The organism is Blautia massiliensis (ex Liu et al. 2021) (assembly GCF_052064225.1).
GTDB lineage: Bacteria > Bacillota > Clostridia > Lachnospirales > Lachnospiraceae > Blautia_A > Blautia_A fusiformis.
The window spans coordinates 1-22,895 of sequence record NZ_JBQHWA010000014.1 but is presented as its reverse complement, the minus strand read 5'-3'; the positions used below and the strand labels follow the sequence as shown (position 1 = coordinate 22,895).

The 22,895-nt window shown below is 41.5% G+C and carries 17 protein-coding genes and 1 pseudogene; 1 reads left to right on the top strand and 17 read right to left on the bottom strand.

Annotated elements, in window-relative coordinates; all coding sequences use genetic code 11:
* Positions 1 to 148: 148 nt before the first annotated feature.
* Positions 149 to 322 (bottom strand): DUF4250 domain-containing protein, encoded by a 174-nt coding sequence (locus tag ACTNDQ_RS07390; RefSeq protein ID WP_110925881.1) that lies wholly within the window; start codon positions 320 to 322, stop codon positions 149 to 151.
* Between the two features lie 287 nt (positions 323 to 609).
* Positions 610 to 3,192 (bottom strand): ATP-dependent chaperone ClpB, encoded by a 2,583-nt coding sequence (clpB, locus tag ACTNDQ_RS07385; RefSeq protein ID WP_288787000.1) that lies wholly within the window; start codon positions 3,190 to 3,192, stop codon positions 610 to 612.
* A gap of 201 nt (positions 3,193 to 3,393) precedes the next feature.
* Here clpB and ACTNDQ_RS07380 point away from each other — a divergent pair, with 201 nt between their 5' ends.
* Positions 3,394 to 3,789 carry a helix-turn-helix domain-containing protein gene (locus ACTNDQ_RS07380; RefSeq protein ID WP_441064321.1) on the top strand — a complete coding sequence of 132 codons (396 nt, stop codon included), beginning with the start codon at positions 3,394 to 3,396 and terminating at the stop codon, positions 3,787 to 3,789.
* A 94-nt stretch (positions 3,790 to 3,883) separates the two neighbouring features.
* Here the strand turns inward: ACTNDQ_RS07380 and ACTNDQ_RS07375 are convergent, their stop codons facing one another.
* From ACTNDQ_RS07375 to ACTNDQ_RS07305, 15 genes and pseudogenes are all read right to left on the bottom strand, one after another.
* Complete coding sequence (locus ACTNDQ_RS07375; protein ID WP_278795552.1) at positions 3,884 to 5,038, bottom strand: toll/interleukin-1 receptor domain-containing protein; 1,155 nt, start codon at positions 5,036 to 5,038, stop codon at positions 3,884 to 3,886.
* Positions 5,039 to 7,156 (bottom strand): protease Lon-related BREX system protein BrxL, encoded by a 2,118-nt coding sequence (brxL, locus tag ACTNDQ_RS07370; RefSeq protein WP_256171765.1) that lies wholly within the window; start codon positions 7,154 to 7,156, stop codon positions 5,039 to 5,041. It abuts the gene before it with no gap.
* 20 nt (positions 7,157 to 7,176) lie between these two features.
* A complete protein-coding gene (pglZ, locus tag ACTNDQ_RS07365; protein WP_441064320.1) occupies positions 7,177 to 9,819 on the bottom strand; it encodes a BREX-1 system phosphatase PglZ type A in 2,643 nt (880 codons plus the stop codon).
* A gap of 9 nt (positions 9,820 to 9,828) precedes the next feature.
* Complete coding sequence (locus tag ACTNDQ_RS07360) at positions 9,829 to 11,301, bottom strand: RNA-binding domain-containing protein (RefSeq protein WP_441064319.1); 1,473 nt, start codon at positions 11,299 to 11,301, stop codon at positions 9,829 to 9,831.
* A gap of 39 nt (positions 11,302 to 11,340) precedes the next feature.
* Positions 11,341 to 12,168: a hypothetical protein gene (locus ACTNDQ_RS07355; RefSeq protein WP_441064318.1), complete on the bottom strand. Its 828-nt coding sequence runs from the start codon at positions 12,166 to 12,168 to the stop codon at positions 11,341 to 11,343.
* A gap of 44 nt (positions 12,169 to 12,212) precedes the next feature.
* Positions 12,213 to 12,440, bottom strand: a complete 228-nt coding sequence (locus ACTNDQ_RS07350; RefSeq protein ID WP_441064339.1) for a DUF3791 domain-containing protein — start codon at positions 12,438 to 12,440, stop codon at positions 12,213 to 12,215.
* Between the two features lie 16 nt (positions 12,441 to 12,456).
* Positions 12,457 to 15,909 carry a BREX-1 system adenine-specific DNA-methyltransferase PglX gene (gene pglX / locus ACTNDQ_RS07345; protein ID WP_441064317.1) on the bottom strand — a complete coding sequence of 1,151 codons (3,453 nt, stop codon included), beginning with the start codon at positions 15,907 to 15,909 and terminating at the stop codon, positions 12,457 to 12,459.
* Between the two features lie 12 nt (positions 15,910 to 15,921).
* Complete coding sequence (locus ACTNDQ_RS07340; protein WP_390427277.1) at positions 15,922 to 16,368, bottom strand: hypothetical protein; 447 nt, start codon at positions 16,366 to 16,368, stop codon at positions 15,922 to 15,924.
* 15 nt (positions 16,369 to 16,383) lie between these two features.
* Positions 16,384 to 19,932: a BREX system P-loop protein BrxC gene (brxC, locus tag ACTNDQ_RS07335; RefSeq protein WP_441064316.1), complete on the bottom strand. Its 3,549-nt coding sequence runs from the start codon at positions 19,930 to 19,932 to the stop codon at positions 16,384 to 16,386.
* 14 nt (positions 19,933 to 19,946) lie between these two features.
* The gene (locus ACTNDQ_RS07330) at positions 19,947 to 20,507 is read right to left on the bottom strand and encodes a DUF1788 domain-containing protein (protein ID WP_441064315.1); all 561 of its coding nucleotides are present in this window, start codon (positions 20,505 to 20,507) and stop codon (positions 19,947 to 19,949) included.
* 11 nt (positions 20,508 to 20,518) lie between these two features.
* Positions 20,519 to 21,124 carry a DUF1819 family protein gene (locus ACTNDQ_RS07325; protein WP_441064314.1) on the bottom strand — a complete coding sequence of 202 codons (606 nt, stop codon included), beginning with the start codon at positions 21,122 to 21,124 and terminating at the stop codon, positions 20,519 to 20,521.
* A gap of 14 nt (positions 21,125 to 21,138) precedes the next feature.
* Entirely contained in the window at positions 21,139 to 21,357 is a 219-nt protein-coding gene (locus tag ACTNDQ_RS07320) for a helix-turn-helix domain-containing protein (RefSeq protein WP_441064313.1), read from the bottom strand.
* Between the two features lie 130 nt (positions 21,358 to 21,487).
* Positions 21,488 to 21,736: a hypothetical protein gene (locus tag ACTNDQ_RS07315; RefSeq protein ID WP_288787022.1), complete on the bottom strand. Its 249-nt coding sequence runs from the start codon at positions 21,734 to 21,736 to the stop codon at positions 21,488 to 21,490.
* A gap of 13 nt (positions 21,737 to 21,749) precedes the next feature.
* Positions 21,750 to 22,343, bottom strand: coding sequence for a hypothetical protein (locus ACTNDQ_RS07310; RefSeq protein WP_288787024.1), 594 nt, complete (start codon positions 22,341 to 22,343; stop codon positions 21,750 to 21,752).
* Positions 22,344 to 22,469: 126 nt separating this feature from the next.
* A pseudogene (locus ACTNDQ_RS07305) lies at positions 22,470 to 22,679 on the bottom strand (MATE family efflux transporter); the annotation flags it as partial.
* Between the last annotated feature and the right edge of the window lie 216 nt (positions 22,680 to 22,895).

Sequence of the window (22,895 nt, the reverse complement as noted above, 5' to 3'; positions counted from 1 at the left end):
ATTTACAGCTTCTTTAATTTCCACCTGAAATCTATTAATTAATTTGTTAAACTAATTTATTTTCTGCTGTTTTTCCTATTTTTTCACAAAAAAATACCCGCTTCGTTTTTTTATTCGAAACGGGTACTTCTTTCTGTTCCTGATTTTCTTATACAAACTGATTCACAGCCGGATCATAAGCATAATCGATCATGTCAAGCTTATCCTCCAGTTCTTTCCTGTCAAGTCCTCTGTCCTCGCAGAAAGCATTCAGGGAACTGTAAAAATCCCTCAGCTGCGTGTTCACATAGCTTAAAAGCATTACCGGGTCCTTTGGTATCATAATCTGTTTCCATCCTTTTATCTGATATTTATCCAATATCCCAGATGCTGCTGTATAGCTGTCTGATCTGAAATATCAGATTTACTATCTTACCAATTTTATTTTTTGTCAAGAGCCAGTAAAAAAATTTTTCAGGATTTTTTATTTCTTCAGTATCTGATAAAAATATTCCATTCCTTGTCCCAAAAAAGAACTGCCTGGTTCCGATTTTCATCCTGAAATGGATTTCTATCAGAACCGACAGTTCTTTTCCTTGTCAATCTATCATAACTTTATGGAGTTATTTTTTACTTCGTGCTGACGGTAAACGCTCCGTCCTTCACATCCAGCACAATGGTATCTCCCGCATGTACATCACCGGAAAGGATCTTCTTGGCTGTCAGTGTCTCCACATAATTCTGGAGATAACGCTTCAGAGGACGTGCACCGTAAACAGGATCATAACCGTTATCCACTACCATCTGTTTGGCAGCATCTGTAAGCTCCAGAGAAAGCTCCTGGTCAGCCAGACGGTCGCTGAGCTCTTTGACCATAAGATCTACGATCTTACCTACATTATCCTTGGTCAGCGGCTTGAACATGATGATCTCATCCAGACGGTTCAGAAATTCCGGACGGAAGTGACCACGAAGATCATTCATAACCTGTTCCTGTGCCTCCGGTTTGATATCTCCCTTCTCGTCGATACCGTCAAGAAGGTACGGAGAACCAATGTTGGAAGTCATGATCAGGATCGTATTCTTAAAATCAACCGTACGTCCCTGTGAATCCGTGATACGTCCATCGTCCAGTACCTGCAGAAGTACATTGAATACATCCGGGTGAGCCTTCTCGATCTCATCAAAAAGAACAACACTGTACGGTTTTCTTCGAACGGCCTCTGTCAGCTGTCCGCCTTCCTCATATCCGACATATCCTGGAGGCGCTCCGATCAGACGGGACACGGAATATTTCTCCATGTATTCACTCATATCGATACGGACCATATTCTGTTCATCGTCAAACAGTGTGGCAGCCAGAGTCTTGGCAAGCTCTGTTTTACCAACACCGGTTGGTCCGAGGAACAGGAAGGAACCGATCGGCTTTGTGGGATCCTTGATTCCGGCTTTGGAACGAAGGATCGCATCTGTTACAAGACGAACACCCTCATCCTGTCCTACTACACGTTTGTGCAGCTCATCCTCAAGGCCCAGCAGCTTGGTTCTCTCACCTTCTGTCAGCTTGGTTACCGGAATACCGGTCCATCTGGAAATGATACGAGCAATCTCATCATCTGTGACAGCCTCATGTACCAGGCTTCTGTCACTCTCTTTAACCTGCTTCTCCTCAACCTCCAGCTGCTGCTGAAGCTTCGGCAGCTCGCCGTACTGCAGCTCTGCTGCTTTCTCCAGATCGTAATTCTGTTTTGCTTTCTGGATCTGTTTATTGATATCCTCGATCTGCTCACGTAATTTCTGAAGCTTCTCTACGGAATGCTTCTCATTATCCCACTGAGCTTTCTGGGTATTAAAAGTATCTCTCAGCTCTGCAAGTTCTTTCTGCAGATCAGCCAGACGCTCTTTACTTAAGTTGTCAGTTTCTTTTTTCAGGGCAGACTCTTCAATCTCCAGCTGCATGATCTTACGTCTCTGCTCATCCAGCTCTGTCGGCATGGAATCCAACTCCGTCTTGATCAGCGCACAGGCTTCATCAACAAGGTCGATTGCCTTATCCGGGAGAAAACGGTCTGTAATGTATCTGTGTGAAAGTGTGGCAGCTGCAACCAGAGCACTGTCTGTGATCTTAACACCGTGGAATACCTCATATCGTTCCTTCAGGCCACGGAGAATGGAAATGGTATCTTCCACTGTCGGCTCATTTACCATAACCGGCTGGAAACGACGGGCAAGTGCAGCATCCTTCTCAATGTACTGTCGGTACTCATCCAGAGTTGTTGCACCGATACAGTGCAGCTCACCTCTGGCAAGCATAGGCTTCAGCATGTTTCCTGCATCCATGGCGCCGTCTGTCTTACCTGCACCCACGATCAGATGAAGCTCATCGATAAACAGAATGATCTGTCCTTCGCTCTTCTTCACTTCCTCAAGTACCGCTTTCAGACGTTCCTCAAACTCACCACGATACTTGGCACCTGCAACCAGCGCACCCATATCCAGGGCAAAAATCTTCTTATTCTTAAGACCTTCCGGTACATCTCCTGCCACAATACGCTGTGCCAGTCCCTCGATGGCTGCTGTTTTACCAACGCCAGGCTCACCGATGAGAACCGGGTTGTTCTTGGTCTTACGGGAAAGGATACGGATAATATTCCGGATCTCCATATCACGACCGATCACCGGATCAAGCTTCTGGTTCTTCGCCTTCTCCACAAGATCCTCACCGTATTTATTCAGGGTATCATAGGTTGCCTCCGGGTTGTCACTGACAACTCTCTGGTTTCCCCTGACTGTAGATAATGCCTGAAGAAAACGCTCTCTGGTGATTCCGAATTCATTGAATAGCTTCTTCATGCTCGGGCTTGGATTCTTCAGCATGGAAAGAAACAGATGCTCAACCGATACATACTCATCTCCCATAGCCTTCGCTTCGTCCTCTGCACTGACCAGCGCCTTGTTCAGATACTGACCAAATCGAAGCTCTCCACCGGAAACCTTAACTCTGGCATCCAGTGCCTTCTTAACTGTGTCAACAAAATATTCCTTCTGGATTTCCATCTTCTCGATCAGCTTGAGGATCAGGCTGTCCTCCTGTGTCAGCAAGGCATACAGAAGGTGTTCCTCTTCGATCTCCTGATTGCCATATTCATAAGCAATCTTTTCAAGATCCTGGACAGCCTGTACGGATTTCTGTGTAAATTTACTGATATTCATAGGCTTTCCTCCTATTCTATGAAAAGCATTTCCAATATTCGCATACCGGAAATGCTGTGCTTTTTTCTTGTTCTAGGAGAACTATAACACCATTTATTAGCACTGTCAAGAGGTGAGTGCTAATTATTTGTAAAGAATTTCGCCCGAATTGTACAATATGAAAAAGGCGTTCGTGTTCCGAAAAAAGATCTGGTCGATAAAATGGCACAGGCTCTTGATGTTAATCCTTATACCCTCTATGATACCGCTGGACGTGACGCTTCCGAAATGATGGAACTCCTTTTCTGGCTGGATGAATTTAATCCATCTGCCCTGCATCTGTTTCTTCCTCGGAAATTTCCTGGTGAAAAATGCAATGAAGTAGCAGACACTTCCGTTTACTACCATGACAACGATAGCTGGCCTGCCCATGCTCCTGTCTGTATGTGGTTTGACTATGGAGTTCTGAATGATTTTCTGAAAGAATGGGTAGTTCGAATGGATGAACTAAAATCCGGTGTGATTACCAGAGATGAGTATTTTGAGTGGAAAATCAACTGGCCACAGACTTGTGATGGATGTGGAAAATATGAGCCTAAGAAACAATGGCGAATATAGCAAATACAATGCTCCCCAAAACTGGAATATTCCAATAATGGGGAGCTACTATTCTTTTTTTAATCTAATGCTCTTCTACTATATGTATTTTTCATCACTCAACTACTTTATAACCAGCATTTGTGATTACACAAATCTCTTCGCTTTTTCTTTCAATATATTTTTCTTTCAAACAAGCATTAAGTGCCTCTTCCCAAACAGCATATTCACGTCTATCTGGATACTCCTTAGCAACTACTTCGCTGCCAATCTGAATATATGTACCTGATTCCAAATCTGAAGTTATCAGAATCTGCCCTCCCGGTGCATCTGCCACTTTTTTAAGGAGTTGCTTCATTTCCTCTGTAATTAAGGCAGGTATAGCACTGATATTCTCATTTTTGATTGATACATCGCCATTTATTTCACTGACGAACTTGTCCCTTGCTTCTTCCCAAATAATATCTTCATTATCTGAAATATCAAATTCTGATTCTAATTCCCGTCTCAACTGATTCAGGCGATCTTTTACTTCTGAACGATCACCATCTAACTTAATAGCAATGCAGTCACTTCCAATTACACCTTTCATTCCAGAAAAATCAAAACCAGGAAGAAGAAGTGAAGTTGCATTGGCTCTTAGTACCCATGCTGCGCCCATTTCATTTAAGCTGACTGGGCTTTCGTAATATTCTGGCGAATGTACGAAAATAATATGCAAGTCATAATTAAGGAACCGTTCCCTTAAAAAGTCAAAAATATTGGCTCCATTTGGTATTCCATATCCTGGGAGGGAGCTGCAAAAAATATCTCTGCGAGGACTTAAATTGATTGAACGAAGTAAATCCGCAATTTTTGCAACTTGATCCTTATTCTTAGAAGAATGACTTATAAATATAAGCGGTTTCTTTTTCATACCAGAAGCACCTCCTTGTGAATGTGACAATCCTGACTCTTTCTCCTCGTCCTGATAATATTTATCAATATTTTTTCTAATAGCCTGAAGTTTTCCGACAAGCTCAATAAAATACTTTTTCTCCGTAAAACCATCCAGACGCTTGCCACACAAATTGATAGTTTCCCATACAAAAGTGTCATGAGTTCGATCATAAATTCCCTGTAATTCCAATTTTATCTCTTGAAGCCAATTTTGAAATTCAGGCACATCACTGATCCGTTCAAAGGATGTTCCCATACCGCCACCAAACGGATGAAACATCTTTTCTATTTCTTTTCGTGAATCTATAAGTTTAATTAAGTCTTTCTTCAATCATTCTACCCCCAATGCCTTAAACACCGCATCTTCCGCACTCTGGTACGGAATCAGCTGAAATGCACTCATCAGATCAGCCGGAACACTTGCGAAATCTACAAATGATGTACTCGGAATCAGCACCTTCTTTGCACCGCTATCCAGGCACACTTGAAGCGTGTTTGCAAGTTCATCCACCTTTATCATTGTGCCACTAATTGATATATCTCCCAACACTGCCAAGTTGCTGACAACAGGCTTTCCAAGGGCAATCGAACAAAGTGCAATCAACGTTGGAAGTGCCAGTTTATCTGTCATGCCGATACCCTGCAAATCCTGATAATTGATGATGTAGTCTTTGGTCGATGTGCTGATAGAGCCACTGATCCGATTGCCGTTGGCTTTCAGATAATTAAATGCCGTGTTCACCGCTTCCTTGCATTTAGAATCACTGCCTAAGCCAGTCCGTTCAATTTTGCCATTGCCTGGAAGCATCTGACTTTCCAAACGGAATACACCAATCATGCCACTTTTTCCTCTGGATACGGTATAAACCTGTCCCGGATTACACATTCCATCCGGTATCAGCTTACCGCCACCCTGTTCTGGTACGGAAACATAATATTCTGACATATCTTCTAAATCTATATAAGAGAAGTTTACATCATAAAATTCCATACCGCCCAGTTTCTTCAATTGCTCCTTGACACGGCGACGCATTTCCAATGCAATCTGAATAATTTCTTCCAGTTCTTCTTTGGTAAACTCACCATTTGGGTACATCAACTTCAGATAACCGTCTATCATACGACGAACCGCAATTGTATCACGCTGATTCAGATTTCTCCCCAAGCGGAAGTAATGATCAAGTGCATCTCCATACTGCTCCTTGCGAAGCTCTCGGATGAACTCTGCTAAATAGTCACTGATAAAACCGTAATCATCGGTAAAATGCTCCGGTCTGAACTTCGGTATCTCCCATCCAGGAAGATAGCAGTGCATACGATCAAGAAATGCTGTATCTGTTCCCATTTCCTGCGGGAAAGGTGCAAACAGACTGGAGGTTTTCAACAGCACATCCACACTCTGATTGATATTTCCCACAAATACCATAGACGCAGTAGCAGCTTTTTCTTCTTTGCCACGGGCAAAAGATCCGGATGCCATATAATCCTTCATGATCTGAATGCCATCTTTATCTTTAAACTTGATACCTGCCACTTCATCAAAGGCTACACAATCCCATAAGCCGACCAGTCCGACCGTTTTGCGTCCCATATTGTAAAACAGGTTTGCAACCGTCGTCTGTCCACCGGAAATTAAAATACTGTTCGGTGAAATCTCTTTGTAAAGATGAGATTTACCGGTACTTCTCGGTCCCAACTCACAAAGATTAAAGTTATTTTCAACTAATGGAATCATACGGGTCAAAAGTAACCATTTCTCACGATATGTAAATTCATCTGGCTCCATGCCGATAGAACGAAGAAGAATATCCAGCCATTCATCTTTCGTAAAAGCCTTTCGCCCCTGCTTTAGTTCATCAATATCAATGTGCGGCATCTGGATCGGTGTCAGCTTACGGATACTGATTGGTGAAATATCTTTCTGCTTTTTCTGTTTGGAACGAAGCGGATTTCCATCAATGTCCTCAATACCAAAATTATTGTCACCTTCAACCTCATAATCCAGCTGAACAATACACCAGATACCGCCGCAGAGCAGGCGATCAAATTTTTCTGGATATTCATCGGCAATCGGTACATTACCAATGCCCAAATTAGAAAACTCTGCAAAAAAGCAATCCTTTTTCATATCCAGTCGAACAGTCACCATATCAATGATTGTGTGACTGCCTTTTTTACGCAACTGAGACAGAATTTTCTGTGATTCATCCGGGCGTACAAAGTTGTCAGCAAGAATACGCTTCACATTCTGTACGCCTTTCTCTATAACCGTCTCATCATCTGAACTGCAATACTGTCCCAACAAGAACTCAAGAACATACACTGGGACATTCGCCCCTTCTTTAATTTTCTTTGTCAGGTCTTTCCGAACAATCTTACCGTCAAAGTTCTGACGGAGCTTGTTCTTTATTTCTTCACGGGTACTTTCACTCTCTGCAAATTGCTCCATCTTTCTCTCCTCCTACGGCATTAACTAAAAAAATCAAACTCGTCCACCGCAAAGGCGATGTCAATCTGGAATGGCTCCCGCTGTGGCATCTGTAATCCCTGTTCATCTGCAATTACCAGATAATAAGTAGCTGTATTGCTGTATTTCAGAGATTTCAAATTAAACTGACAACGGAAAGTTCTTTCTGCACCATTATCGCTGGTCTTATCTGCAATAATCTTCTGAATATCACTAATCTGCTTGCCGTCCTCATCTGTAAAGTAAACCTGATAGATTGCTGCTTCACGGTTTGTACTGACCGCATCTTTTTGATAGAAGTTCAATGAAAAAATCATATTGCTGATTTTACGGTTTGCGGACAGTAAATTGACTGTTACCGGCTTGGTATCATATTTCTGCTTATTTCGCTTATATTCCATAGAATCATTGCGGAGATAATGATACTCAATCACCGGAACAACCATTTCCTGCAAACTAATACCACCATGCACAAAATTCATACCGCCACCATTCATTTTGATACGAATACTTTCTCTCGGCGCAAATCCATCAAATTCTGTATTTCCTCCCAGAAATTTTACAGGCATCAAGTAATCTGGTTGCACACCCTTCTGCATAATTGCATATCTTCTGCCATACTCCACACATCGCTTGATACTTTCTTTTTTTGTAATGTCAGAGTTTGTTACATCCACATCAAAAAATCCTCTTTTATCTACTTTGTCCTCTTCCTTCAAAGGACTGTATGTATAAAGAAATCCATGATCTGCCGTAATTAAAATATTCGTTCCACCAAATTCATTTACAATGATACGCACAAGATTCTTCAATTCTGAAATTGCCTTGTCACACGCAGCAAAAACAGCAGTATCCGAAGTGTGGCTGGCTTCATCAATGGTATCGTGGTAAATATAGACCACATCCATACCTTTTACCAAAGCACTTCTTTCCGCTCGTTTCATAGCAATGATGTCATTATACTTTAAGGCCACGCTTGCCGGCTCTTCTGTTTTCAGAACCTTGTCCCTATAAGTACTTGCCGTAGACTGTCCATCTGCCAAAACCGTCAAAATATCGTTCCGAACCTCTACTGTCAATTCTTTGTGCGGCAACAAAGCTGCCATACCAAACTTTGTAGTAGAAGGAAAGATACTCTGCATACTGCTGATAGAAACCTTACTTCGCGTTTCTCGCTGAAGCTGATCTGCCATCGTAGCCGCCACTTCATAACGCATGGCATCTGAGATAATTACAAATACTTTCGTATCCGAGGTTTGGATACGGGAACGGTAAAAATCCTCCTGTTGCGGTACTTCCAGAACTTTACCGTAAGTTGCCAGTTCATCCGCACATACATCCGACCAGTTGTTGCCCAACTCACCTAAGAACCAGTGCGTATAAAGTCCTTCCACCTTATCGACAACATGCTTGAACAAATCATCCAGCAGAATATTGGAAGTCTCCAAACTCTTTTGAAAACTAAGATGGAACAAACGGTAATAAGTGTCCATCTGATAGTAGCTCTCAGTATATTCTTTCCAGATACTTTTCGCTTCTGCGGTATGGAATCCGGCAGAATGTTCCTTAAAGAAACTTTGCATATTCGCCACTTGTAAGATACCGTCATAAAAATTTTCAAATGGCTCATACCATACACAAGTTCTACGTTTTTCAACGGTATTCGTAATGGTATCCACATCAATGATATGGTCACTGATCTCTGTCATTAGCTTTGTCAGAATCACTTCATTAATACACGGAAAGCACTCTGTTCCTACCAAATCCTCTACCGTCAGCTTTTCAAAGCGCTGATGCAGACGGGCTTCATCCTCAACATAACGTGCCACATCATATAATTGCGGAATGTTGTCACTATGAAGCCATTCAGAAATAAAATCATAGCAATATGCCTGATGTGGTATGGAAATAAAACTGTCCAGTCCGGCAAGATATTCCTGCCGCATGGTACGGGTCGCCGCGGTTAAAAGCAGATGAATTGCCAACTGCCCAAGATCTGGTTCTTCCTCCACAAATCCACTTCCCTGACGAACCATCGCCCAAAAAGCTGCGTCTGCATGATATTTTACAAAATCCTGATAAACCGTATTATTATTCAAATCCAGTCCCGCCTGGAACACACTACGAAGAATCATATTAGGCTGTGCATCTTTCAATCCACAGATTGCCGCCATGACAGCCATGTGTAACTGTGCCGGTGTTTCCGGAACTTTATTCTGCGTGCTAACTTTCAAACGACGGTCTTTCGCATTGAAATAAGCACGATAATTCTTAACTTGTTTCCTCATTGCTGGATTTGATATAAGTCCCATCTCATCCATCCAGATAGAAATCAGATCCGCCCGAAACTCTTCGCTGTAAAGCTCCACATCCAGAAGCCAGTTATCATCAGGGCGGTTATAGACACACGGACTGTAAACCAGATAATTTGTGCTCAAATCATCTACTGAAAGCAGTTTTTTTACAGAAAACGCATTATTTCCAGTCAGTGCAATCACCTTTGCATTTTCCAAAACCACTTCATCCAATTTATCCTCAAATTCCTTATCTTCATCGTACCAGAAAATGATACGACGCTGATAAAACTCAGGCAGAGGTGCAGCAAACCTGCGATTTAAATCTTGTATTATTTTATCTGTATCCATGCTGTCCTCCTACCTTATAATTTTCCAATTTGCTTTTCGTTTTGTTCCGCCCTGTACCAATCTACCTTTTTCCTGTAAAGAAGCGAACATTCGAGAAATCGTTCTTTTCGATACACCCATTTTTTCTGCATAATAGGCCTGTGTTGCAGACGGATTCTTCTCTATAATCTGCAACAATTTTTCTATCTGCGTCTGTTCCTTATTAAGCGGCACTTCAGCGCTATTAGTGCCATCATCAGCGCCACTTTTAACGCCATTAGCGCCATTTTTAGTGCCATTGGCGTTAATCATGGCGTTATTGGTAGCAACCTGACCTCGATAAATATTAATACGCAAATCAACTTCGCCACCAATAAACTCCGGCTCCTGCAGCCCGGCAGCTTTTACTTTGTCTATAATTCTCGGAATGCCGCTTCCCCAATGCTCGATCAGATTCATGTAAGCAAACGCATGAGCAAGAGCTTCATTTCTGATTTTAGAATAGCCTTCTTTCATACGCTCCATCGTTTGTCCCATTGGCAACTTTCCTGGAGAAGTAATTTCCAATCGGTTGTCATATACCGCTACCTGTATCGTACCATGATCCAGATAACTACGATGTACCATAGCATTGATAATCAACTCACGAATGGCATCCGGTGGAATCTCATAAACATCCTGGCGATAAATTCCCACAATAGTAGCACCCAGATGAATATTTCTCAAGACAAACTGAAATGCTTCGTCTATCTGTTTCCAAAGCGGTCCGGTATATTCTCTACGATCAACAAATACCGCTTTCGTTGTCCCTTTGAACACGCCACATTGCGTTGCAACATGAAGTCCACCATTACCTGTCAAAATAGCAAACGCATTGGACGGATAATCTTTTCCATCACGCTCAATCAAAATACCCCAGGAACGCAGCTGCTGTCTACCGACATCTTTAATCGCTGCTTTCTGTTCCTCTGTACGGGCATTTTTAACAGCCTGTTCTTTCATAGCTTTACAAAGGACATCAATATCTTCATCTGTAACATTTAACCCAGTACATAAAGCCTGATCGTAGTAGCGGTTACTGCCCTCAAACAGCAGCTCCTTTACCATATACTCATCGGCAAGGCGGGTAGTTCCGGCAACACGGACATATACACCACCATCTCTACCAAGAGCTTTGATATAATATGGACGTTGTCTACCCTCAGAAACCTCTACCACGATGACAGTCTTACCATCAACCGTCTGTAAAGTAATATCCGGGATGATTGCCGGTTCACAGCTGTCTGATACGGCATTGGCAATGGCATCCATTTTCTTGAATACCTCTTCCTTGTCAAAACCGACAACCTCTCTGGTTTTATCGGCAATTCCGAAAATGATTTTTCCTCCGGTTCCATTTGCAAAGGCAACCACAGACTTCATATATTTGATGCTTTTCTCTGGCAGGGTCTCTTTGAACTCCACATTCTTCGATTCTCCTGCAAGAATTTCTTCTATAGTCATTGTAACACCTCGCTCTCTTTGGTAGCATTCACCACCTGATTATTTAAAGTCACTTTTCAATTCATCATAGAATCCCTTATAATCGGAATATTTTTCTTGCATTTGTATGTAATCTTTTATTTCTTCGATACTTAAAATACTTTGCGGCGGAACATCTCCAACTGTCATTCCTGTAAATTCAAATTCATAATTAAAACCAAATAGATCATTCGTTATGTTGTACTTGACTATTTCAGCAATTAAACTATTACGATATATCTCATGAATATCGCTTAATTTTACCTTGAATGTTATTACAGATGGAGTTCCCATAATCCATAAACGCTTATAAGGTTCTTTTTTATACAGTTCCCGATCAATTGCCTCCAAAGACCATCGTAAAATTTCTCCCCCTAAATTGATAGCAAAATGATTTAACTGATCGTCTTTATATACTTGACTTTTATCGGCAAAAAAATGTACCGACTTTGTTCTGGATTGTTTATCTCGATTCCATAAATAATACACATGCGAAAAAACTTCTTCTATTTTGTCATCATCTAAACCTATATCCACAAGGAGTTTTCGTAATCGTTTCTCGCCAGCACTATTTTCCCCTCCCGCAGTCACAAGACCATGTTTCCAATATTCATTCTCATCTAAAATACGTGTACAGTGACATACTGCAATTTCTGTATCCATATTATCTTTAACAAAATCAGTAACCAACTTCGATTCATCGATTCTAATATCTTGCAACTGATGTTCAATTTGCCACCATTCCTCAATATTATCCGTATTTACTCTTCTTAAAATCATCTTTTCAAATTCAGTTCCCCAATTTTTCAATTCTTTTGGAAACGTGTTCGGATTGTTAAAATCAATCATTTTGTAGCACCTCATCACGAATAAATACCAAACTTACATTTCAGTTATTGGTGATTTTCCAGAAACTTCTCTGTATATTCCCGTCTTAATTTCTCTGCAAGATACAGATCACTCATACAGTGCATATCAGAAGCACCATCTCGCATTAGCCGATAGACTTCGGAATGATAAAATAATCCCAATGCCTCATCCAGTAAAAGTCCCTGCTGTTTGGCAAAGCACTCAATGACACGGGCATATTTTTTCTGAAGTAAAATCGGGTTTGCAGTCATCATACGCAATCCCTCCTTACTTTATTTTAGCCAAAACATCCTGGAAAATTGCATAATTCTTTTTCACGCCATCGTCCAGATCAATGGAAATCATCTGGTCGGCAAGGTGATGAATCTTTTCCTCGTAGGTTCTGATCTCAGTATCCTGTGCCTGCAAGGTGGTCAGCTTTTTATTCAACTTCACACGCTCACCAGTGGAAGCATTGGCAATCCGCTGTTCCAGATCGGCAATGGCAGTGCGATAACGAGCCTGCTGTTCATGCACATAGTCAGTACGAATACGGGCAATGGTATCCGGTTGGTAGCGGTGCATATAGATCAGAGCCTTAAAGCCGTTCTTCTTACCACTGTCAAATAACCAGTAAATCGGGCGTTTTTGATAAATCTTACAATGATCTTTATAAAAATCATTCAGGAAATAATTCCGAATTACATCCTTCGGCTGACCTTTACCACCCAGTACATCGGCAATGAATTTCAGGTTTTCGTCTAAGGTTTCTGCACCGTAAACGGTTTTCACAAACTCCACGAACAGACCGACAATATCATCCTCAAAGTATTCATCGTCGCAAATCGGGATAATATTATCCTTATCCGCAGCGAAAGAAGCGTACTTGCTGTTGTCCCATTCGCCACCTACATAGGCAAGCCCGTCCACATCCAGAGAGTAACGACCAAACATACAACCAACCGCATAGGAAATGAAAAAGCGAATATCTCTACCAAGGTCAGCCTTGCGGACAGTAACATCCTTATCCTCAACCTCTGGTGTCAGCTCATCCTGCAAACCATAAATGTCAATGAAGATACGGTTCAGTTCTTCCTCATTAGCTTTCAACTGGTTGAAGCGGTCATCACATTCAGCCTGCCACTGGTCAAAGGCTTCGGAAATGGTAGGAACCTTGCGAAGCAGTGGATGACGTTGGAAATCCCATGAAGTTTCAAAGGAATCCCAATCTTGACGACATATCATTTCATTAGAACTTCCTAAATCATTATTTATTGATGTATTCCAACATTCTTTATATGGTAATTTTAAAACATCAGCCACAGTAAGGCTTGCAGTAGGATTTAATATTCCAAGAATATATTCTACTGGCTTTGAATTTAAATAAGCCAAGTATATTGTTAAATTCATCCCTTGCTTATGAAAAATGGTCGGTGCAGATGAACTCCAAAAGTATGTCTGTTGCTTTATACGAAACGATGGTTTAGAAGTTGTTATAGTTGCCCACGTAATACCTTCTTTTTCCCAATATGCTTTATTACCAACTCCGCCATTATTCTTATAATATTTCTGGCTATCCTCTGTCCAATTAATAAGTCTTACTTCATTTCCAACATATTTTCGTCCATCTCCACCTTTACAATAGCAATGCCAATTTGATGCCACATTTATTGGTTCCCACCAAAACCTCAAATATAACTCATCATTACAAGATTTAAACCTTCCAGCAGATAAAAATTTCTCCTCAAGTTTTTCTCCAACCATTAATTCAAAAATAGCTGATGCAACCCAATACGCCACAGGACTACCAGGAATTTTTGAGTAATTAGATTGATCAGCAGTATACCTGTTTTCATCTGCAAGAAACATATCTTCTTTGCCTTGCTGTGTAGTCGGCTCGATCAGCCGGCAATACTCACCTTTATAGTCTGCGATATGGCTTTTCCGCATAACAAACGATGTGGTCTGCACCACCTCACCGCCGATTTCTTCAAAGGCTCTTGCGCCCAGATGCGCCATATTGACAATATCGGTATGCAGCAATTTTCCACGCAGTTTTTCAAAGCTGGACAGGAACATCCATGCGTGCTGGGTAATCATTGCCTGATAGCCGTTCTTCTTCGGCATCTGTTCGCATTTTTCGATAAACACAGCAAACAGGTCGCTTTTGCTGTCAGGGTAATTCTTTTTTACATAATTCGACAGCTTTGTGCTCATACCCGATGCCCCCATATACGGCGGATTTGTTACAACCACATCATACTTCTGTGCCAGTGTTTCCGCCACCTGTACCAACGGCAGTAATTCTCTCAATGCCGTCTCACGGGACATATTTATATCTTCCGTAATCTCTACAAAGCGATTATACAGGGCAACCCAATCCTGCTGAGTGACTGTCAGAATAGAACCGTATTCCTTTGCGTCATGCAATTCGCTGATAATGGTATCCATAGCGACTGTGAGCTTCATATTGCCATTACAAAAATACTCCAATGCAAACTGATCCACATGATTGCTCTCCACAATAGCATATACATGGGGCTGAATGCCACGGCTGAAAAAGCGGCGATCATACTGACGGGCTTTCATCATTACCGCAAAATAAGCCAACTGTGCCGCACGGTCATCAATATCCAATCCGTAAATATTATTCTCCACAATGCTTGCCACTGCTTCACGAGTAGTATAGCCGTATGATTCATAAATCTTCATCAGCACATCAAACATATACGCAAGAATATGACCGGAACCTGAGCATGGGTCAATCACTTTCAGCTGATCCGGTGTCAGTGCGGCATATTCCTTGCGAATCTCGGCAAGCTGTGTCTGTACTTCCGGCTCCTGCTCGGCTTCTTCCAGATAGTAGTGCCATTTGGTATCTTCCGGGTCACGGTTTCCGGCAACATAGGCAGACTGTTCTTCCTCTGTCGGCAAAAGCTGTTCTTTCACATCCGGGTGTCCCTCCAGCCACAGGCGACCAAGACTGTTCTCTACCATGTAGCGAACAATCCAGTCCGGTGTGAAAAGCTGGGTTGCTGCAGGGATGTTTTCTTTTGTGATTTTTACATTCTTTTTCAGAGCTGCGAAAACATCGTCTTTTTTCTCGCTGTTATAATACTGATACAGCCAGCCGATGATCTGGACAGCATCCTTCCAATCATCCTCTGGTATCAGCTCAATCATCTGCTGAATGACACTGCCTTCACGGAGCAGATTGTCTGGCAGAAGAAGCTCAGTGTAATCTGCTATCTTCTGGAACATTCCCGGCAGAACCTTATTCAGGGCGTTGCACTGCACAATCAACAGATATTTATACAGTTCTTCGGTCTTTTCCGCATCTTTCAGCTCATAGACTTTTTCCATATTGAGTCCATCCAAATCCAGATGAATGGCTTCGGTTATAATCTGCGGCCTAAAATCGTTTTCCTCGTCCGTGAATACACGCACATGGGAAGGAAGATAGCCGTTGACTTCCATGAATCGCAGAGCAGAGAAACGATTGAACCAAGTGTAGGCAACCTCCTCCATGACCTGTTTATATCCTTTATCGTTAATCTCAGCAATGAGAGCCTGACGCTGCTTCTTTTCATCAGCGGTGAGGACTTTGCCGCCAACGCTATCCGCATTGGCATCCTCAATGTTGTCCTCTGTGATACCGTATTCCACACCTTTTAAGGAAACACGGGCAATCAACTCTGTTCTTGCCCAGACAGCAAATTTTTTAATCGCATTCTTATCCATATATTCTCATCCTTAAATATTTTTAAACAAGTCTTCAATTTCTTGCTTTGTAACCGTAGTATCTACTCCTTCTAACTCATCGAATGGAACGCTAATATCTTTTGCATAAATTCTTTTTGCACAGAAATAACTAAAATAATATTCCAACACAAGTAATATAACTGTAGCCACAATTACTTTCGCTAATACCAACTCAATTTGAACATCTGCAGTTGGACTAAAAGCTGCAAATAAATAACCTATAACTAAATCTACAAATGCTACAATATTCAAATATATTTTGTGTGCACTTTCTTGTAGCTTTTCTTTTGGTATTTTGCAATTATTATTCTCATCACGTTCAACTACATTACTTCCTGGAAAACAATTTTTAATCACCGATTCTTTTCCACTTTTTATACAATTTAAAAGCAATAGTAATGCCCCCGACAATTGAAATACTAACATACTAATAAACATTATATACCTGTCTCCTTAATTCAGCTTAATTTCGTCGCAATTCTTCAGCAACTGTTTCAGCTGAGAACGAATCTTCTCTACATAATCATCAATGTCCGCATCCGTCTGTAAGGTCTTTGCCTGGAATACAACCTGACGGTTATAGGCTCGGACAACCTTTTTCTTTGCAGTTGCTTGCTCTTTTCCTTGCTGTGTCGGCTGTACCTGTGGCTTCGGTGCAGGCGGTTCCAAAACAGATTCAATATTGCTGACTGTATCATCCTTGTACTGACACATTGGCAGAAACATGGCATCCAGAAGGGCAAGGCTCTTTAATTCTGCGATTTTCTCCTTGCATTGGCTGAAATACCGATCTGATTTCTCAATCAGATGGGATACCTTGGAATCGCCGTTTGCGGCAGTGTGGGTTGCTTCCATACACTGACGAACCGTTTCCAGAATCTCAACACGTTTTTCTTCCAACATCTTGTCATGAGCTGTACGAACCGTATCCATCAGCGGATTCAGTTCTCGAATCCGGTTATAGTTGAACTTACTTCCGGTCTGAACCATGATAATCAAACGAATGGTATTCAGTGCCTTGTGTGCTTCCTCATTTTCTGCGATACAGTCAAGATCATCATGCAGAGATTTTTCAAACTGCACTGCCTGGTCGAATACTGTTACCTGGGTTTTGAAGAAGTTTTCAATGCCGTTGCTCATGGCTTCTTTATTGTCGAAAAGAGCATCCTCTTTTTTCAGCACACGCTCAATCAGAGCAATATTGTCTTTCTTCTGAGAAAGTACATCATCCATCAGATGAATGGCTTCCTGAACTAATGCACGGTCTGGGTATTTATGTCCGTCATAACGGGAATCCAGAGAAGTATAGTAATCACGCTGTTCACCAAATTTCTCAGTCACAAAGCGAATCAGCCCATCTTCATCGTCCGGTACATCCATGATGTCGAAATACTCTCGGAGCATCGCTTTTACATCACGCATCATCGTAGCAGAAATGGTTTTACGCTTGCTGATGGAAGTCTTGCCGATCTCACTCTTTTTTCGGAGCATATCTGGCAATTTCGGGTCATCTGGCTGAATGGTATTGCCTGCATACTTGATGATTACTTTCTGGGAATAAATCAGCTGTGCCGCAACCGCAGCAATATCAATTTCTTTCCATCCATATGGAATTGCACTATATTTGCTTTGCACGTCTGCCATAGATGTCGGCAGTTTTTTCGCATCCTGCATTTCCAGATATTCTTCCATAGCAGAAGCAGCATCACGGTTTGGCTCCATGCCCGGAAGTGCCGTTACCGCACCTGTCAGAATCGCAATAATATCTGCATCACTGCCTGCATGATCTGTAATCAAATCGAGCTTGCTATATACATGAGCAACCAGATATTCAAGAGACTGGTCAATCTTACTCTTGGCATTTCCAGCTTTGATTTCCAGATGCTCACCGTCTACATAGAACTGCGCCCCTTCAATAGCATCTTGCAATTCGGTCATGGCACTCTCTTCATATTTTGTGGCTTCACTCTGCTTATTTTCAATAATTTTCTTTACTGTATCTGGTAATGAGTTTACATTTCTTTGTAATACATACTTACGAATCTTCATAGCTGATTCCAAAGATTCATAGTAAGGCGTATCAGCCAGAACTACAATTGCTTCATTGCCTTTTGATTCTGCCATCAGACGATAATCTGTTTTTTCAATAGCATCGGTTGCCACTGTCAGGAATCGTAAACACATACCTCCAGTTGATGCACCCACTGAAATTCCATCTACCATCTTATCAAATGCAAAATCATATTTTCCATAACGAAACTTACTGGTTTTAAAAATGTCGCTATAAATCAGCTGGGCAATATGTGCCACAATAGACGCTGTATCTACATTGGTATCTCTTATTTCACGCTGAATGTCCTGTTCTTCATCGGTCAGAAAATTATAAGTATCGCCGGTTCTGCCAATATAATTCTGGCTCATCAGGCGGTCAAGGCATCCACGGACAGCTTCACGCATGATAATCTTATCCACACGAATATCGTCTGCCATAAGGATAACGATATTGTCCAAATTAGAAGGAATATCATCAATATATCGAATTAAGTACAGAAGTTTCAGTACATCTACATCCTGCTGTTCGATGCCGTCACCGTTGTCGGCAGCTTTCTGGCAACGCTCAATTACACGGCGGATCGAACCATCCAGGAAAGTATGTACGGTATCATAAAAGTGGAAGAACGGCACAAGTGCATACTCGTCCTTCTCCTGAATTTTCTGTGCAGCTTCCTGGAAGCCGGACAGCATAGAACGCTCACCACCAGACAGGTGCTTGCCGGAATTTCCGTGCTTGCGGATTCCAGCAAATACCTTCTGCATGATGATAAACTGATACGGCACGAACGGAAAGTTCTCGGTAAATTCCCTCGGGCCGGAATAACCTTTAATATCCAGAATGGAACTGCTGAAACTGAACAGGTTACGAAGAACAGAATCATTCTGCTCATAAACACCTTCCAGATCTTTGGCTGCTTCTGGTTTCTTTTTCAGAATACGTTTTTGGATAACTTCATCCACAGAGGAAGAAGATAAACTCAGTCTTGTTTTAAAACGAGCCTGAATACGGGAGAACTCATCGGCACGAACTTTGATGATTTCATCAATGGCTTCCTGTCCGGTGCAGATCACCCAAATCTTTCCTTCGCACTCACTTCCGATTTTCTCAGTCAGAGACTGAAGATTCAAAAGCATATCGGTATCTGTACCAACGTACTGTCCAACCTCATCAATCATAAACAGCAGACGGAAGTTCGCAGGCTTTGTATTTACATAAGTTTTCATATCTTCCACAAGCTGTGCGATAGAAATTTCTGTTGCAGTTTTATCATTAAACCATGCTTTGGCATCGTCCTCACTCATATCAAGAACTTCCATCAGTGTCGGGATGATGAACTTGCCATTGAAAGCAAAGGCACGGCGCATTTCCAACCAGGACTTGCCTTTCTTTTCTTCAAAAACTCTGCAGAACTCCTCAGTTTTTCCCTGCTGGTCGATATAACGCTCCAGCATGGCAACTTTCAGATTTTCTCCATAATATCCCAGATGATTATAGAACATCTTTGCAAAAACACGAAGTACAGCTGTCTTGTCTTTATTACTGAATCCCTCAATATCAATATTGAACAGAATTGTCTCCGTTGTTCCCTTTGTAGCACGGTCGATCAGCATAAAGGTTGCCGGATCGTCCTCAAACTTTTTACGGAAACGCTCTACACTGCGGATGCCTTTTACCTCTTTATTTTCCAGAAGGTAGGAAAGCATTTTCAGGAAGTGTGATTTACCACTTCCAAAGAATCCCGAAATCCAAACGCCCATATCCGCAGTAGGCCGGTCGAAAGCATCACCGTAATAATTAAAGAACGTAATGAAATGTTTCTTCAATTCTCTGGTGATGACATATTCATTTAACTCCTGCTCGATTACATCATCAGCAGCCTGATCAACTTTAATAACACCATTGATTTTGCGGTTGATGTCATCCGCAAACATATCTCGAATCATCATAGCTTTATACCCCCTTAATCTATGACATTGAACGCCCGGTAATAATCATTTGATGTCAGACGATTGAACAGTTTTACATGACGACCATCAAATTCACCCGGATACATCACCAAAATCGGAACATCCGAAAAATACGGTTGCAAGGCTTCCAGTAATGTATGGATTCTCATAAATGGAAATACCTCACCTACCCCCATCAGCATCAGCACATCACCCGGTTCGTGTGGCTCATACTGGATTTTATCAATGAACTCTCCATTGCCGATTGCGGAGTTAAGCTGCTCCAGAAGATAAACACTTCCGTCAGCTTCTTCCATATCGGGAATCGCATCTGTGATGTCCATATCATCGCAGATAGAGAGAAATGTTTTATATAAATTACAAACGATCAAATGGCAATCTAAGGACTGATCGGTTTCCAGCTGATTCACAAAATGGCGGACAACCATTTCGTTCTCTGGTTCATAACAGAAGATTCTGATATTCACCTCATTGCTGAGTCCCTTGCCTTCCAGGAACTCTGGTTCCTGAATCAATGCCCGAACTTTGTCCAGGCGCTCTTTTATTTCACTCATCTGGTTACCTCCTACACAAAGCAATTAAACGCCGGCAGTACCGCCGTGTCGCCATTGCTTCTGATGGCATTCTCCAAAATAGGATGCAGCCATACTGGATTCAAATGATCTGCCCCCCGGTTGTCGAGATATTCTGTTTCAACAAGCACTCTGGCAATAATCTGTTTTAACTTTGTTATTGTAGTATCGCTCCAGGAAGCCACGGTATCATTCTGCTCCTGCAAGCGCATAAAAAATGTATTCAAATCAAGCTTACCAAAAGACATGTCCCTTAATCTGTACTTCTCACCAATGACTGTCAGCATAAATTCCCAAACCAGTCGGCTCTGCTTCATCAAGGCATAAAGACAAATCTGTTTTGCTACATCCGTTGGCTGTGACGCAATCGCAGCAACCAGTGAATCATCTTCCAGTGCATGAAGCCGTTTGATGCAGGCTTTCGCCATGCGTGTGATAGATTTTTCCGTTGGGTACTGGAAGAGATTCTGCTCTACAATTTCTTTTACAATCGCATCATCGGAAATTCCTTCTACTATTAGCTTTGCGGTAGAACGCATTTCGTAGAAAAGGAACGGCTCTCTGGTTAAAGATGCAATATAAGGATAAGAATGCTCCATGTTCCCGTACCTCCTTACTGATCCTCTTTTTTATCAGGAACAAATTCCATGATGTCTCCCACATCACAATTCAAAGCAGAACATATCTTTGACAGAATCTCTGTACTTACATTTTCATCTTTTGATAATCGAGACATCGTTGTTGTACTAACTCCTGTCATTGCACGCAAATCTTTCTTCATCATTTCTTTATCAATTAACAATTTCCACAATTTCTTGTAACTAACTGCCATTTTTTCACCTCAATCTTATTTGCTTGAAATACCTGTTCACATGGTATTTATCATCATATCATAGAAATGCGTTTCAAACAATCTAATCCATCAAAAATCATAATTCAATTCTGAAATATCGCATTTAAAATCACAAGAAACACATCTTAACAAGACAAGCTGAAAGTACAAATGCCACTATATATCCAATTCCACAGAAAAATTTTATCTCGTTTATTTTCTCTGATTGCAATTTTATTCTTTTTTTCAGTTTTTGCACTTCCTTCTCAGCTATCTTTCTATTCTGTTCCGCCTGATGCTTTAATGACCGTAATTGTTTTTCTGCTTCTTTTTGTTTTCTATATGCCTCATCAACAGCTTGCACAGATGATTTATTCACCTGTATCTGCAATTTAGAGTTCTGGTCCTGAACGTCTTTTATTTCTTCTTCGAGCTGCTCTTGCTCTCTCCTGCTCTTCAATCCGTTTCTGTTCCTCAAATCGTCGTTGTTCTTCTGAAGCGATTGATTCAGCTTCTGCGTTTCGGACAGTTCGGTTGTCAAATGATGAATTTCGTCGTTTAACTTCCGAATTTCGTCTTGCATTTCGTGATTCTCGAAGAATAGCTTCTGTTTTTCCATTTTCAGCTTGTGTGTCCTTTCCTGAAATTTCTGGATAAACTCGTTCATCTTCTGATTTCTCACCTGTAATTCGTCCCTCTCCACCGTCACTTTCTCCAGCGTTTCTGCCTGCTTCTTCGCAAGCAGCTTCCACTTGTCGGTAGTAGGCGCACTGACAGCTGCCAGTAAACTGAATAGCTCTCATTTCCTCTATAAAAGAATCTGCACTGAAATAATACCCGTCATCTTCCTGCACCAGACAAAGTGCCTGATAACCTGACATTACAATATTTAACGCTATATCCTGATTGTCCACCAGAAAGATATAGGTCTGTGCTATCCCTTCTGGATTGGTTTCCATATAATGCTTCAAAAACTTCTTGTTCAAACTTATCACTTCCTTTCAGACAAAGAAAAAGACGCAAGCCATATTTTATGACTCACGCCTTACTTCGCTCACAATATTCTATTTTTATCAGTTATCTGCCAGATTGATTACTGGCAATCCTTATACATAAGCAACATTGATTCCTGCGAACAGGAAACTTATAGAGATCACTCTCATTGCTCCGATAAAATATTCTCTCGACTGTCCCGCATTAAACAGCGTTGCAAATGCCCTAGGGAAAATCTCTGTGATTGCAATTCCCAGAATCATTAATACAATTGTATAGATCAGACCATATTTGATCCCATCCTGAATTCTCTTCTTACTTCTCATTCCTTGACACTCCCCGCAGCTAAAGCAGGGGGATTCTTGCTTCTCCCACTACTGCATTGGCAAACGCCTTACGGTACTGCAATGTCTTACACAGTGTCCACAAGCTATATTTATACTGTTCCCGTATACCCTACGGTACAGTTTTTATCTTTATGCAGACTGCATCTGCAGTCCTTTTTTCAGAATATTGATACTTGCATTCGTATCCCGGTCATGAAC

Bases quoted from the DNA above. Each gene is read 5' to 3' on its own strand.
- ACTNDQ_RS07390 (WP_110925881.1), bottom strand. From the start codon at position 322: ATGATACCAAAGGACCCGGTAATGCTTTTAAGCTATGTGAACACGCAG.
- clpB (WP_288787000.1), bottom strand. From the start codon at position 3,192: ATGAATATCAGTAAATTTACACAGAAATCCGTACAGGCTGTCCAGGAT.
- ACTNDQ_RS07380 (WP_441064321.1), top strand. From the start codon at position 3,394: ATGGCACAGGCTCTTGATGTTAATCCTTATACCCTCTATGATACCGCT.
- brxL (WP_256171765.1), bottom strand. From the start codon at position 7,156: ATGGAGCAATTTGCAGAGAGTGAAAGTACCCGTGAAGAAATAAAGAAC.
- pglZ (WP_441064320.1), bottom strand. From the start codon at position 9,819: ATGGATACAGATAAAATAATACAAGATTTAAATCGCAGGTTTGCTGCA.
- ACTNDQ_RS07360 (WP_441064319.1), bottom strand. From the start codon at position 11,301: ATGACTATAGAAGAAATTCTTGCAGGAGAATCGAAGAATGTGGAGTTC.
- ACTNDQ_RS07355 (WP_441064318.1), bottom strand. From the start codon at position 12,168: ATGATTGATTTTAACAATCCGAACACGTTTCCAAAAGAATTGAAAAAT.
- ACTNDQ_RS07350 (WP_441064339.1), bottom strand. From the start codon at position 12,440: ATGACTGCAAACCCGATTTTACTTCAGAAAAAATATGCCCGTGTCATT.
- pglX (WP_441064317.1), bottom strand. From the start codon at position 15,909: ATGGATAAGAATGCGATTAAAAAATTTGCTGTCTGGGCAAGAACAGAG.
- ACTNDQ_RS07340 (WP_390427277.1), bottom strand. From the start codon at position 16,368: ATGTTTATTAGTATGTTAGTATTTCAATTGTCGGGGGCATTACTATTG.
- brxC (WP_441064316.1), bottom strand. From the start codon at position 19,932: ATGATGATTCGAGATATGTTTGCGGATGACATCAACCGCAAAATCAAT.
- ACTNDQ_RS07330 (WP_441064315.1), bottom strand. From the start codon at position 20,507: ATGAGTGAAATAAAAGAGCGCCTGGACAAAGTTCGGGCATTGATTCAG.
- ACTNDQ_RS07325 (WP_441064314.1), bottom strand. From the start codon at position 21,124: ATGGAGCATTCTTATCCTTATATTGCATCTTTAACCAGAGAGCCGTTC.
- ACTNDQ_RS07320 (WP_441064313.1), bottom strand. From the start codon at position 21,357: ATGGCAGTTAGTTACAAGAAATTGTGGAAATTGTTAATTGATAAAGAA.